This window comes from Spirillospora sp. NPDC127506, from assembly GCF_040302145.1.
Lineage (GTDB): Bacteria > Actinomycetota > Actinomycetes > Streptosporangiales > Streptosporangiaceae > Spirillospora.
In genome coordinates, this window is record NZ_JBEORG010000002.1 from 49,674 (window position 1) to 62,271 (window position 12,598).

The following is a 12,598-nucleotide window of genomic DNA, read 5'->3' on the forward strand; positions in this document are numbered from 1 at the left end:
AGTAGGGGTTGCTGCCTGAGGGCGGGCATCGGGGGGTGTCGTGGAGGCGGCGGCCTCGCGCTCAGGTCACCAGGCCGTTGCGGTAGGCGTAGACGACCGCCTGCACGCGGTCGCGCAGGTCCAGCTTGGTGAGGATGCGCGACACGTACGTCTTCACGGTCTCCTGGCTGATCACCAGTTCCGCGGCGATCTCGCTGTTGGAGAGGCCGTTCGCGATGAGGCGCAGCACCTCCAGCTCGCGCGGCGTCAGCGCGGTGTCGTCCGGCCCGTCGCCGGCCGGGCGGATCCGCGCCGCGAACCGGCCGACGAGCTGCCGCGTCACCTCGGGGGCCAGCAGCGCGGCGCCGCTCGCGACGGTGCGGATGCCGTGCAGCAGCTGCGCCGGCGGGGCGTCCTTGAGCAGGAACCCGCTCGCCCCCGCGCGCAGCGCCTCGTAGACGTACTCGTCCAGGTTGAACGTCGTCACCACGAGCACCTTGACCGGGTCGGGAACGCCCATCCCGGCCAGCAGGCGGGTCGCCTCGATGCCGTCCAGGACCGGCATCCGGACGTCCATCACCACGATGTCCGGCTTCAGCCTGCGGGCGAGGTCGACGGCGGTGCGCCCGTCGCCGCACTCGCCCACCACTTCGAGGTCGGGCTGGGCGTCGATGATCGTCGTGAAGCCGGTGCGGATCAGTGCCTGGTCGTCGCAGACCAAGACCCGTACCGGCGCGGTCACGACGCGTTCCCCGCCGGGATGCGCGCCCGGACGACGAAGCCGCCGTCCGGCCGCGGGTCCGCGCTGAACCCGCCGCCCAGCGCGTCGACGCGGTCGCGCAGCCCGGCGAGGCCGCGCCCGCTCCCGCCGGGGGACCCGGACCGCGAACCGGTGCCGTCGTTGCCGACCTCCACGCAGATCTCCTTCTCGCCGTAGCGGACACGGACCTCGGTGCGGCTGCCGTGGGCGTACTTGAGGGCGTTCGTCAGCGCCTCCTGGACGACCCGGTACGCGACGAACTCGGCGCTGCCCGCCGACTCGGCGCGGGTGCCCTCCTCGGTGAACTCCACCGGCTGCCCCGCCTTGCGCGTCCGCTCGACGAGGGACGAGAGGTCGCCGGTGGTCAGCGCCGCGTCCTCGGTGTCGTGGTCGGGCTTCAGCACGTCGAGCAGATGCCGCAGGTCGCTGATCGCGCGGCGGCCGGTGTCGGAGACGGCGGCCAGGGTCTCCTCGAGCCGGTCGGGCGCCGCGGTCAGGTAGCGCGCCGCCTCGGCCTGGACGACCATCGCCGTCACGTGGTGGGTCACGACGTCGTGGAGTTCGCGGGCGATCCGGGTGCGTTCGGCGGCGCGGGTGGTCTCGGCGACGCGGCGGCGGCGCTCGGCCTCGGCGGCCCTGGTGGAGCGCAGGTAGGCCCCGAGCCCCCACACGACGCACACCGCCAGGTAGAACGTCACGAACTCGTCCGGCCGCTCGGTCGCGCCGAGCCGTTCGAGCCCGACCGCCAGCGCCGCGTACGCCGCGGTGAGGACGGCCATGGCGGTGCGCCGGAACCTGTCCAGATGGGCGCCCGCGCTCAGCACCGCGATGGCCATCCCGGTGCCGGCGAACGTGTGGTAGCCGCGGAGCTGGTCGAGGGCGAAACCGGCCGACACCAGGACGAGGCACACGGCCGGCCACCGGCGGCGCACCACGAGCGGGAGGCTCTGCAGGACGATCGCCGCGACCGCGAGCGCGTCGTAGGGGCGGTCCGGCATCCCGCCGACCTGCGTCCCGAGGTCGTGCAGGGCGGGGATGAGCGACCCGGCCGCCAGCAGCAGCGCGAAGGGCAGATCCCGGACCGTGACGTCGTACCGCCGCCACGCGTCCGGGATCAGCCGGAGATCGATCACTGGGCGATGCTAGCGGTCGCGGCGGCGCGGTCGCGGCGCCTCCGGGGGACGATGGCGCCGCGCCGGTGGGCCAGCCACAGGAACACGGCCATCACCGCCACGCCGAACCCGACCGAGTAGATGCTCGCCTCCGGGCCGAACTCGCCGCCGCTGATCAGGGACGGTCCCGAGGTGACGCCCTTCATCAGCCCGTCCGGCGCCTCGTTGCCGGAGATCTCGGCGCCGAAGACGCCGGCCCCGGCGAAGTTCCAGGCGAAGTGCAGGCCGATCGGCAGCCACAGGCTCCGGGTCGCGGCGTACGCGGCGGCGAGCATCCCGCCCGCCTCGATGGCGATCGCGATGGCGCCCCACAGGTTGGCGTCCTCGTTGCCCAGGTGCATCAGGCCGAACAGCAGGCCGGTCAGCGCCAGCGACCACCAGGTGCCGATGCGCCCCTCGATGATCCGGAACAGGATGCCGCGGAACAGCAGCTCCTCCGTCACGGCCGCGGCGGCCATGAAGCCGAGCAGCGCGACCGCGCCGGACGCCGAGCCGTAGCCGTCGACCCGGTAGTCGCCGAGGAAGGCGAGGTTGGCGATGACGGCGCTGAACATCGCGAAGCCGATCAGCGCGCCCAGGCCGAGGGCGGGGAGCGCGCCCGCCCGGGCCAGCTCCGTCACGGGGCGGCGCTCCGTCCGCCCCACGACGAACACGTACACCAGCAGCGTCAGCGCCGCCGACGCGAGCCCGAGCGCCAGCGTGGGCAGCGTGTCCCACTGCACCGCCCTGGTGAGCGCGCCTCCGACGCCGGCGACCGCCCCGACCGCCAAGAGCTGGATGAGCAGCTTCATGTCGACTCCCTAGCGTTGTCCCCGCGGTCCTGGCGCCGCGGCCGAGAAGAACGCTATGGATCACGCGATCGGGAATCTTCACCGCGCGGTGGACACTTGCCGGTAGCTCGCTCGGGGGACGAGCCACCCGCGATGACCATGCCGGGGCGGTCGGGGCTCGCGTCGGCGGGTGCGGGTCAGCCCCCGATGCCGGACTCCTCCGCGGCGGTGATGATCGTCGCCGCGTCCTCCGGCAGCAGGTGGCCGTCGTCCACGGACCGCTGGGCGGCGGCCCGCACCTTGCCCACGTAGTCCGCGTGCGTCGGGTAGAGCGTGCTCAGCACCGGTTCGGCCGTGTGGGGGAACGACGGGTCGGACGGGTCGCCGGAGTCGTGCCGGTCCCACGGGTCGGCGTCGCCGTTCCACGGGTCGCGGGCGCCGTAGAGGCCGCAGAAGACGCCGCTGCCGCTGGTGTCGCGCTCCCCGCTGAGGGTCCGGGTCGGGACGGCGACGTCCGGCAGGCGGATGCCGCCGGTGGCGAGGCCGGTGCGCGGGTCGCGGAAGACGGTGCTCAGCTCCGGCCCGCCCGGGGGCGTCGGCCCGCCGCGCGCCCACCCGGACAGCAGCCGCAGCGCGGCGTTCATCGAGTAGTGGCCGGGCCCGTCGTTGAACGGCGCCGACCCGGGGGCGCAGTCGGCCTGCGGCCCGGCCGAGCCGACCGACTTCTGGATCGTGGGGGCGCCCATGTCGTAGGCCCACTGGTCGCCGTGGGCGGTGCCGGCCAGTTCCCAGTGGACGATCCGGTCGGTGTCCGGCTGCCGCGCGAGGAACGCGCCCGGGATGTCGGTCTCGGTGAGGACGACGAACACCGGCACCGGCAGGTCGGTCCGGATCCGGGACGGGTTCGGCATGCCCAGGACGTCGACGAGCCGGCCGCTGATCGGCGCGGCGACGGCGCTGTTGCTGTGGATCATGAAGCCGTCGTAGACCTGCGCGACCGGCTGGACGGCGTTGGCGTATGTGGTCATGAAGCCCGCGGACTGCGATTCACCGTCGGCGAGGAGCGTCCTGACCTGCAGCCCGCCGAGCGGGTCGGGCCCGTCGGGGTTGCGCAGCGCCCGCCCGGCCTGGGAGAAGATGTCGTAGGAGAAGGCGTCGCCGGGGTGGACGAGGCTGCCGTACCGGGCCGGGTCCCAGCCCTTGAGGCCCTTGACGTCGCCGAGCCCGCCGTTGACGCCGACCGACTGCGCCGACACGCCGACCCAGGCGTAGCCCTTGCGCAGCAGCTCGTCCCGCGTGAACCAGTAGTCGGGGGAGATCTCGATCTGGCCGCTGACGTTGAGCCATTCGACGACGACGGTGCCGTTGAACTTCGCCGGGTCGGTGGGGCGGCGCACCAGCAGCCGGCTCTTGTACGCGGCGCGGCCGGACTCCCGGACGTCCCACCGCCCGTTCGAGCCCCAGAAGCCGGACTTGGCGTAGGACGCGGCCGTCCCCGAGATGAAGTACTCGCTCTCGGTGTAGCCGAACGAGCCCAGGTCCTCGGCGGCGGCCAGGAACGGGAAGCCGTGGTCGCCGGCCGGCGGGACGGTGACCACAGGGTCGGCGGGGGCGTCGGCGCGCGCGGCGGGCGGCGCGCTCAGCAGCGCGGCGGACAGCGCCGCCGCGAGCGTCGCGGCGGCGGCCCGGCGGCCGGGACGCCGTAGGGGTGGGCGCATGGGAGGTGCCTCCGTGGAGCAGGGGATGGGGAAGCACAGTGTCCGCCGCCCGGTACCGGCCGGGCATCGCGCGAATCACCGGCGTCCGGCCCGGCGTCCCCCTTCGGCCCGGTAGAGCGAATTCAGGGTTTTGCGAAGATCGTGGCTTTAGGCTGAGCGCCGTGACCTCTCCGGAGATGGTGATCGACGGCCGTTTCGAGCTGCGGGAGCGGCTCGGCAGCGGCGGGATGGGCACGGTCTGGCGCGCCTTCGACCTCGCCTTGGAGCGCGAGGTCGCCCTGAAGGAGGTGCGGCTCGCCGACGCGGGGGCGGCCGAGGCCGACCCGGATGTCGCGCGGATGCGGCGCGAGCGGGTGATGCGCGAGGCCCGCGCCCTCGCCCGCCTCGACCATCCCAATGTGGTGACCATCCACCACATCGTCGACTCGCCCGACATGCCGCACCCGTGGCTGGTGATGGAGCTGGTCCGCGGGCAGTCGCTGCAGGAGCGGCTGGCGCAGGGGCCGATGCCGCCCGCCGAGGCGGCCGCCGTCGGGCGCGGGCTGCTGGCGGCGCTGCGCGCGGCCCACGAGGCGGGCGTCTGCCACCGCGACGTCAAGCCCGCGAACGTCCTGCTGCGCGCGGACGGGACGCCCGTCCTCACCGACTTCGGCATCGCGGTGCTGCAGGAGGCGTCCCGCGTCACCGCGACCGGCGGGCTGGTCGGCTCCCCGGAGTACATGGCGCCGGAGCGGCTGCACGGCCACGAGGGAGATCCCGCCTCCGACCTGTGGTCGCTCGGGCTGCTGCTGTACGTGGCGGTGGAGGGCGCCAATCCGCTGCGCCGCTCCACGACGGCCGCGACGCTGGGCGCCATCATGACGGCGCAGATCCCGCCGCCGCGCCAGGCGGGGCCGCTGACGCCCGTCCTCCAAGCGCTGCTGGTGCGGGAGCCGGCCGCCCGGCCGACGGCCGCCCAGCTGGACCCGATGCTCGCCCGCGCCGCCGCCGGCCCGGCGGCGCCGCCGCCCCCGCCGCCGCCTTTCGCCCCCATGCCCGGGCCGGGGACGAGCAGGCCGCCGTTCCCGGTGCAGCCGACCAATCCCTCACTGCGGCGCAGACGCCGCTCCGGTGTGCTCGGCGCCGTTTTGGCCGTCGTGGCCGGAGGGGCCGCAATTCTCGTCGCGGCGGGTGTGCTCGTCCTTCCGGCACTCCTGGAGAATGACGATCCGGGGGATTCCCGCGAGCCCTATGACTCGTCGTCGAAGAGGGCCTCGGCCGGGCGGGAGGCGAACGGCGGAGGCGGCGATGAGGTCGAGTCGCTGCTCACCCCGACCGCCGTCCGCGCCGTGATCAAGATGTTCGAGGACGCGTCGGGCAGCAGGGAGTTCGCCCAGTTCACGGTGTACGAGCAGCGCGCCTCCGCCGACGCTCCCGTGGCCGGACGGCGCGGCGCCTTCGACAACTACACCTACGAGAAGGGCGCGGACGCGGCCGTGCGCAGCCGCCCCAGCGTCGGCATAACGACCGGCGACGCCAAGGTGAACCTGCGCACCTTCAAATGGGACGCCCTCCCCGCCCTGATGCGCCGCGCGGAGCGCACCCTCAAGGTGAAGAATCCGACCAACCGCTACGTCATCGTGACCGCGTCCTGGACGTTCAACGGCGACCGGCCGACCATGATGATCTACCTCACCGACGACTACGGCGGCGGCTACCTGGCCGTGAACCAGAAGGGCGCCGTCATCAAGACCGTCCCGTCCGACTCCTGACGGGCGGCTCCCGGCGGGCGGGGCCGGTCACGGCTTGCGGGCGACGGCGGCGAACTCGTCGACCTCGGCGGGCGGGCCCCAGGCGGCGATGTCGCTCTCGTCGGGGCGCCAGCGGGCGCAGCTGACCAGGCCCGGCTCGGCGAGCTCCAGGCCGTCGAAATACCGGATGATCTCCTCGGGGGAGCGCAGGGTGAGGGGCGGGCGGCCGCCCGCGTCGTTGTACTGCTGCGCGGCCTCCTTGGAGGCGTCCCCGAACACCGCGTACGTCGCGTGGTTGATCACCAGGTGCCCGCCGCTCGGCAGCGCGTCGACCAGCCGCCGGACGACGCGGTACGACTCCTCGGTGTCATCGACGTGGTGCAGGATGCCGACCAGCATGACCGCCACGGGCCGGGTGAAGTCCAGCAGCTCGCGGGCCTTGGCGAGGATCGTGTCGGGGTCGCGGACGTCCGCGTCGAGGTACTCGCAGCGGCCCTCCGGGGTGCTCGTCAGCAGCGCCCGGGCGTGCGCCAGCACGAGCGGGTCGTTGTCGACGTACATGATGCGCGCCTCGGGCGCGATGCGCTGCGCGACCTCGTGCGTGTTGTCGACGGTCGGCAGGCCGGTGCCGATGTCGAGGAACTGCCGGATGCCCTGCTCCTGGACGAGGTAGCGCACGGCCCGGCCGATGAACGCCCGGTCGGCGATGGCCTGCGCCTTGATCTGCGGATATCCCGCGGCGATCCGGTCGCCCATTTCCCGGTCGATCGGGTAGTTGTCCTTGCCGCCGATCCAGTAGTTCCAGATGCGGGCGGAATGCGGAACCGACTCATCGATTTGAGAGGCCATGGCACGAGTTTCCTCGTTCCCGAAGACCCGCGCCACGGGAATGGCCGCTTCCCGCCGCGGCCCCCGCGGAGTCCGGCGGAACTTCTTCCGGCCGGACCGATGAATCGGCGACGGCCCGGCGGTACACATCTCGACCGACCGGATCGAGAGGAGATCCCCATGAGCAGCGAGAGCGACGTCCGGGCCGTGCTCGGACGGATGTACGCGGCCTGGGCCGACAACGACCCCGACGCCTTCGCCGACCTGTACGCGGAGGACGCCACCGTGGTCTTGCCCGGCGTCTTCCAGCGGGGACGCGAGGCGGTGCGCGACTACATGGCGGCGGCGTTCGCCGGGCCGCTGAAGGGGTCCCGCGCCGTGGACGAGCCGCAGGACGTCCGCGTCGACGGCGACACCGCCGTCATCGTCAGCAGGGCGGGCATCATCATGGCGGGGGAGGACGCGGTCCGGGCCGAGCGCGAGCGGCTCGCGACCTGGGTCCTGTCCAGGCGGAGCGGCCGGTGGCTCGTCTCCGCCTACGCCAACGCACCGGCCTGAGAGGCTCCTGATGGACGAGGACTTCGGCGCGTACCGGCAGGAGCTGCTGGTGCACTGCTACCGGATGCTCGGGTCCGTGCACGAGGCGGAGGACCTCGTGCAGGACACGATGCTGCGCGCCTGGCGCGCCCGGGACCGGTACGACCCGGAGGTCTCGTCCGTCCGCACCTGGCTCTACAAGATCGCGACGAACGCGTGCCTGACGGCTCTGCGGGGGCGGGCCCGGCGCCCGCTCCCGTCCGGGCTGGGCGCGCCGAGCGGCGATCCGGAGGCGCCGCTCGCCCCGGCGCTGGACGTGCCGTGGCTGCAGCCGTTCCCGGACGACCCGGCGGCGCGGGCCGTCCGGCGGGGCAGCCTGCGGCTGGCGCTGATCGCGGCGATGCAGGTGCTGCCGCCCCGGCAGCGGGCCGTGCTGATCCTGCGGGACGTCCTGGAGTTCAGCGCGGCCGAGGTCGCCGGGCTGCTGGAGACGTCCCCGGCCGCCGTGAACAGCGCGCTGCAGCGGGCGCGGGCGGGGCTGGCCGGGGTCGCGCCGGAGGAGGAGATCGCCGAGCCGGACGACGCGGGCGCCGGCGCTGTCCTCGACCGCTACATCGAGTCGTTCGAGGCCGCCGACGTCGCGGGGCTCGTCGCGCTGCTGACGGACGACGCCGTCCTGGAGATGCCGCCCGTCCCGCTCTGGTACCTGGGCAGGCGCGACTACGGGCGCTTCATGGAACGCGTGTTCGCGATGCGCGGCACCGGCTGGCGCATGACCCGGACGACCGCGAACGCCCAGCCCGCCGCCGTCGCCTACCACTTCTCCGACGGCGCCTACCGGCTCCACACCCTGCAGGTCTTCACGGTGACGCCGAAGGGCATCGCACGCAACGTCGTCTTCCAGCACCCGGACGTGTTCTCCGCGTTCGCCCTGGCGCCGATCCTCAACTGATGTCGAAAACGCCCCGGCGGAATCGACGTCCTTCCGGAAGCACCTCTTCTGGAAGGAGCAAGCGATGCACTCGACCGCTCTTCAGGGCCGTCCCGTCTGGCTGGTCGGAGCCGCGGGCTTCGCGGGAAGCGCCGCCACCGAGGTCTACGGGCTGATCGCCCGCGGCGCGCCTCCCGGCGTCGAGCGGGGGATCATGGTCGTCCTCTCAGAAGTACGTGCGGATCAGGTCGGTCACGGTGTGGTCGTCGTCCACGACCGGGATGACCTGCCACTTGTCGAAGGCCGTGCACGGGTGCGAGATGCCGAAGCAGACCAGGTCGCCGGGGCGGGGAGCCGGCCCGTCCACGGCCAGGTAGGCGTGGTGGTCGTTGGTGCCGGTGACGCGGAGCCCCTCGGCGGGCAGCACCGTGCCGTCCGGGCGGCGGACGCGCAGCGGGACCGGCAGGCCCGCGTCGTAGGGCGCCTCCCGCTTGCCCATCCCGACGATCGCGAGACCGGGTTCGGGGACGGACGTGACCTGCGCCCAGATCTCCAGCGCCGCGTCCAGCGACCCGGGGACCCGGTTGAACGGGGTCTTCTCCGTGTAGAGGCCGTCGTCGTGGGAGACGTAGGCGCCGCTCCGCAGCACCACGGTGAGGTCGTGGCCGGGCAGCCAGTCGCCGGCGAGCCGTTCGGCGACCTGGTCGAAGTAGGCGCTGCCGCCCGCCGTGACGACCACCTCGCGCGGCAGCAGCGGGGACAGCGCGATGGTCGCGTCCCGCAGCGCCTGGAGGTAGGCGGCGGCGGACGGGACGTCCGGCAGCCCGCCCTCGTATCCGGCGACCCCGGCCAGCTCGGTGCCGGGCGCGGCGGTGACGGCGCGGGCGACCCCGGTGAGCTGCTCGACGGTGCGGCAGCCGGTGCGTCCTCCCGCGTGCCCCAGCTCGACGAGCACCCTGAACGGGCGTCCCCCGGCCGCCGCGGAGATCGCGGCGACGCCCTCGGGGGAGTCCGCGTAGAGCAGGAAGTCCATGCCCTTGTCGACCTCGCCGCCCAGCCAGCGCAGCGCGGTCGGGTCGAGCAGCTCGTTGGCGAGCAGGATGCGGGGGACGCCGAGCGTCCGGTAGGCGAGCACCTGGTTCGCGGTCGCCGCGGTGATGCCCCAGGCGCCCGCGTCGAGCTGCGCCCGGAACAGCGACGGCGCCATGGTCGTCTTGCCGTGCGGCGCGAACGCCAGCCCGTGCTCGGCGCAGAAGCCGGCGAGCGCGGCGATGTTGTGCTCCAGCGCCGTGCGCCGCGCCACCATGACCGGCCAGGTGAACGGGCCGCCGAACAGCGGGTGCCGGGCGGCGGCGAACTCCCGCAGCGAGACGGGCGCGGGCTGCCACAGGCCCTTCGTCCGCCAGTCGACGTGCTCGTCCGGAACGGCGAGGCTCACGGCTGGTTCCCTCCTTCGGTGCGGCGGCGCGGCCGGGACGACCCGGGCGCGCGCGAGATGTCCGGGCAGGTCCACTCCACCATCGGGCCGACCTCCCTGACCTACTGATGGCCCGGTACCGCCGGTCTCAATCCGCGAGGCGCCCCACCGGTGCGGGAGCCGGGGCGTCAGGCCGGCCTCAGGACCCGTCCCGGATTCGCCTGCCGGAGGACGCCGTCGTCCAGGACCGGGACGCCGTTGACGACGACGTGCTCGACCCCCTCGGCGAGAACGCGGGGATTCTCGTAGGTGGAGCGGTCGGTGACGGTCGCGGGGTCGAGGACGACGAGGTCGGCGGCGCGTCCCGCCTCAATGCGGCCCCGGTCGCGCAGGCGGAACCGGTCGGCGGCGCGCCCGGCCAGGTGGACGGCGGCCTGCTCCCACGTCCAGTCGCCCAGCTCGCGGACGTGCCGCCCCAGCAGCCGCGCGAACGCCCCCCACCCGCGCGGATGGGGATGACCGCCCTGGTAGACGGCGTCCGACCCGGCCATCTGCGCGGGATGCCGCAGCAGCGCCCGCACCGACTCCTCGCTGTTGGTCGGCGGCTGCATGAACACGCACCCGGCCTCCAGCCGCGTGGCGACGAGCAGGTCGCAGCAGAACTCGCCGGGGCCCTTCCCCATGCGGGCCGCCGCGTCCGGCAGCGTCATGCCCTCCGCCCACCGGAACCCGTCGGCCGGGACGTGCGACAGCGTGACGCGAGGCCACACCTCGGCCCGGTGCGCGAACCACTCGGCCTCCAGCCTCTCCCGGACGTCCCGCCGGGCGAGCGCGTCGAGCGTCGCGTCGAGATCGGCGATCGGCAGCCACGAGGGCAGCGTGACCAGCGTTAACGTGCTGGACCCGCGCAGGTAGGGATAGCTGTCGAAGGTCAGATCGACGCCCTCGGCCCGCGCCCCGTCCACGAGCCCGGCCAGCTCGTCCTTGGGACCGTGGTAGTGCGACACGTGCGGAGCCACACGCCCCGCCCGCGCGATCTCCAGCACCTCGGCCATCGCCCGCACGGCGTCGGCCTCGTAACCCCGCATGTGCGTCACATAGGGCAACCCGGCCGCACCGACCGGCGCGCACAGCGCGGCGATCTCCCGCGCGTCCGCGTAGGCGCCGGGCACGTACTCCAACCCGGTCGACAGGCCGGCGGCGCCTTCCGACAGCCCCCGCTCGACCTCCGCGAGCATCGCGGCCAGCTCACCGGCGTCCGGCGCCCGCCGCGCGGTGCCCATGACGCCGTGGCGGATCGTCCCGTGCGGAAGCAGGTACACGGTGTTGAGCGGAACGCGCCGGTCGTACGTATCGAGCAGCTCCGCCACCGGCACCGTCCCGCCGTCCAAACCCGGATGGCTGCCGTTCACCGGTGCGAAATACCGCTCGACATACCGCAACGTCTCCGCGCCGGCCGGCGCGTAGGACACGCCGTCCTGCCCCAGCACGAACGTCGTCACGCCCTGCCGCAGCGCCGCGAGCTGCACCCGCGGGTCGAACACCGCCGCGTCCCCGTGCACATGGGTGTCGATGAAGCCCGGCATGACGTACCGGCCGGCGGCGTCGATCTCCCTGACCGCCCGCGCGCCCGCGATGCCCCCGACCTCGACGATCCGTCCCGCGGAGACGGCGACATCCGCGGGGCGTGCGGGCCCGCCGGTGCCGTCCAGCACCGTCCCCCCGCGAACCAGCAGATCGTGCATCGGACCTCATTCACCCCAGAGAGGGGTCAGGGGCGGGGGCGGCGCAGGACGTAGGGCTTCACTCGGCCCAAGCCCTGTAGCGGGCGGGGGCGGAGGGAGGAGACTTCGTAGGTGTCGCGCGGGAGGGCTGCGGCCAGGGCGGGGCCTGCCAGAACCGTTCCCGGGTATGCGGTGGACGTCAGGCGGGCGGCCATGTTCACCGGGGTGCCGAAGACGTCGCCCAGGCGTTGGATCACTTCGCCGTAGGCGAGGCCCACGCGGACTTTCGGGAAGTCCGGGGCCTGGTTGAAGCGGTCCGCGATGCTGAGCCCGATGTCGGCGGCGGCGGACGGGGTCGGGGCGACGAAGAGGACCTCGTCCCCCAGGGTCTTGACGATGCGGCCGCCGGCCTCGGCGACGATCTCGCCGGTGGTCGTTTCGAAGCGTTCGATGAACGCCGCCAAGGCGTCGCTGTCGAGGCGCCTGCTCAGCCGGGTGAAGGACACGATGTCGGCGAAGCCCACGGCGAGGTGGGCGAGACCGGCGGCGGGGTCGGAGTGGGCGGCCTCCGTGGTGGCGGCGGCGCGCATGCCGGCGGCGGTGAGCTGGCGGCGCCAGCCGTGCAGGAGGAGGCGTTCGAACGCGGGGCGCAGCTCCTCGGTGGCGGCGAGCGCGGCGGTGACCATGTCGGACGTGAGGGGTTCGGCGGACCGGAGCTCGCCGAGCCGGGCCAGCCACACGTCGCCGAGCCAGCTCGCGAGGCGCCCCATCGTCTGGCCCACGGCGCGGACCAGCTCAAGGACCATCTCCTCGTCCACCATGTCGTGGGCGAGCAGGTCCTTGATCTCGCGGAGGGCGGCGACGTCGCCGTCGGTGAACGCGACCTCGTCGTCGGGCGGGGCCGGGAAGCCGAGGGCCTGCCAGATGCGGCGCGCGTAGTCGTCCGGGACGCCGGAGAGGGTCTCGACCTCCTTGCGCGTGTAGCGCAGGGGGCCGCCGAGGAGGGTCTCCTCGATGTCGTCCGCCATGGCC

At 73.8% G+C, this 12,598-nt stretch carries 11 protein-coding genes; 3 read left to right on the forward strand and 8 right to left on the reverse strand.

Features of this window, described 5'->3' with window-relative positions; genetic code table 11:
• Positions 1-61: 61 nt before the first annotated feature.
• From ABTW95_RS02880 to ABTW95_RS02895, 4 genes are all read right to left on the reverse strand, one after another.
• Entirely contained in the window at positions 62-721 is a 660-nt protein-coding gene (locus ABTW95_RS02880; RefSeq protein WP_396448093.1) for a response regulator, read from the reverse strand.
• Positions 718-1,872: a sensor histidine kinase gene (locus tag ABTW95_RS02885; RefSeq protein ID WP_500223976.1), complete on the reverse strand. Its 1,155-nt coding sequence runs from the start codon at positions 1,870-1,872 to the stop codon at positions 718-720. The genes ABTW95_RS02880 and ABTW95_RS02885 overlap by 4 nt, the downstream gene beginning before the upstream one ends.
• Complete coding sequence (locus tag ABTW95_RS02890) at positions 1,869-2,702, reverse strand: CPBP family intramembrane glutamic endopeptidase (protein ID WP_396454273.1); 834 nt, start codon at positions 2,700-2,702, stop codon at positions 1,869-1,871. Before ABTW95_RS02890 ends, ABTW95_RS02885 begins: the two co-directional genes overlap by 4 nt.
• A gap of 176 nt (positions 2,703-2,878) precedes the next feature.
• Positions 2,879-4,399, reverse strand: coding sequence for an alpha/beta hydrolase domain-containing protein (locus ABTW95_RS02895; protein ID WP_396454272.1), 1,521 nt, complete (start codon positions 4,397-4,399; stop codon positions 2,879-2,881).
• 161 nt (positions 4,400-4,560) lie between these two features.
• Here ABTW95_RS02895 and ABTW95_RS02900 point away from each other — a divergent pair, with 161 nt between their 5' ends.
• Positions 4,561-6,150: a serine/threonine-protein kinase gene (locus ABTW95_RS02900; RefSeq protein WP_500223980.1), complete on the forward strand. Its 1,590-nt coding sequence runs from the start codon at positions 4,561-4,563 to the stop codon at positions 6,148-6,150.
• A gap of 27 nt (positions 6,151-6,177) precedes the next feature.
• Here ABTW95_RS02900 and ABTW95_RS02905 read toward each other — a convergent pair whose 3' ends face one another.
• Entirely contained in the window at positions 6,178-6,978 is an 801-nt protein-coding gene (locus ABTW95_RS02905; protein ID WP_500223983.1) for an SAM-dependent methyltransferase, read from the reverse strand.
• 159 nt (positions 6,979-7,137) lie between these two features.
• Between ABTW95_RS02905 and ABTW95_RS02910 the strand changes: the two genes are divergently transcribed.
• Together ABTW95_RS02910 and ABTW95_RS02915 are read left to right on the forward strand one after the other, a co-directional pair.
• Positions 7,138-7,515, forward strand: coding sequence for an SgcJ/EcaC family oxidoreductase (locus tag ABTW95_RS02910; RefSeq protein WP_500223985.1), 378 nt, complete (start codon positions 7,138-7,140; stop codon positions 7,513-7,515).
• Positions 7,516-7,525: 10 nt separating this feature from the next.
• Positions 7,526-8,446, forward strand: coding sequence for a sigma-70 family RNA polymerase sigma factor (locus ABTW95_RS02915; protein ID WP_500223989.1), 921 nt, complete (start codon positions 7,526-7,528; stop codon positions 8,444-8,446).
• Between the two features lie 205 nt (positions 8,447-8,651).
• Here the strand turns inward: ABTW95_RS02915 and ABTW95_RS02920 are convergent, their stop codons facing one another.
• From ABTW95_RS02920 to ABTW95_RS02930, 3 genes are all read right to left on the reverse strand, one after another.
• Complete coding sequence (locus ABTW95_RS02920; RefSeq protein ID WP_500223993.1) at positions 8,652-9,863, reverse strand: alanine racemase; 1,212 nt, start codon at positions 9,861-9,863, stop codon at positions 8,652-8,654.
• A 167-nt stretch (positions 9,864-10,030) separates the two neighbouring features.
• Positions 10,031-11,587 (reverse strand): N-acyl-D-amino-acid deacylase family protein, encoded by a 1,557-nt coding sequence (locus ABTW95_RS02925; protein ID WP_500223996.1) that lies wholly within the window; start codon positions 11,585-11,587, stop codon positions 10,031-10,033.
• A 26-nt stretch (positions 11,588-11,613) separates the two neighbouring features.
• Positions 11,614-12,594, reverse strand: a complete 981-nt coding sequence (locus ABTW95_RS02930) for an adenylate/guanylate cyclase domain-containing protein (protein ID WP_396447387.1) — start codon at positions 12,592-12,594, stop codon at positions 11,614-11,616.
• Positions 12,595-12,598: the final 4 nt, after the last annotated feature.

What these genes read in the sequence shown, in the direction of transcription:
- ABTW95_RS02890 (WP_396454273.1), bottom strand. Translation starts at nt 2,702, where the DNA reads ATGAAGCTGCTCATCCAGCTCTTGGCGGTCGGGGCGGTCGCCGGCGTC.
- ABTW95_RS02895 (WP_396454272.1), bottom strand. Translation starts at nt 4,399, where the DNA reads ATGCGCCCACCCCTACGGCGTCCCGGCCGCCGGGCCGCCGCCGCGACG.
- ABTW95_RS02905 (WP_500223983.1), bottom strand. Translation starts at nt 6,978, where the DNA reads ATGGCCTCTCAAATCGATGAGTCGGTTCCGCATTCCGCCCGCATCTGG.
- ABTW95_RS02910 (WP_500223985.1), top strand. Translation starts at nt 7,138, where the DNA reads ATGAGCAGCGAGAGCGACGTCCGGGCCGTGCTCGGACGGATGTACGCG.
- ABTW95_RS02915 (WP_500223989.1), top strand. Translation starts at nt 7,526, where the DNA reads ATGGACGAGGACTTCGGCGCGTACCGGCAGGAGCTGCTGGTGCACTGC.
- ABTW95_RS02925 (WP_500223996.1), bottom strand. Translation starts at nt 11,587, where the DNA reads ATGCACGATCTGCTGGTTCGCGGGGGGACGGTGCTGGACGGCACCGGC.
- ABTW95_RS02930 (WP_396447387.1), bottom strand. Translation starts at nt 12,594, where the DNA reads ATGGCGGACGACATCGAGGAGACCCTCCTCGGCGGCCCCCTGCGCTAC.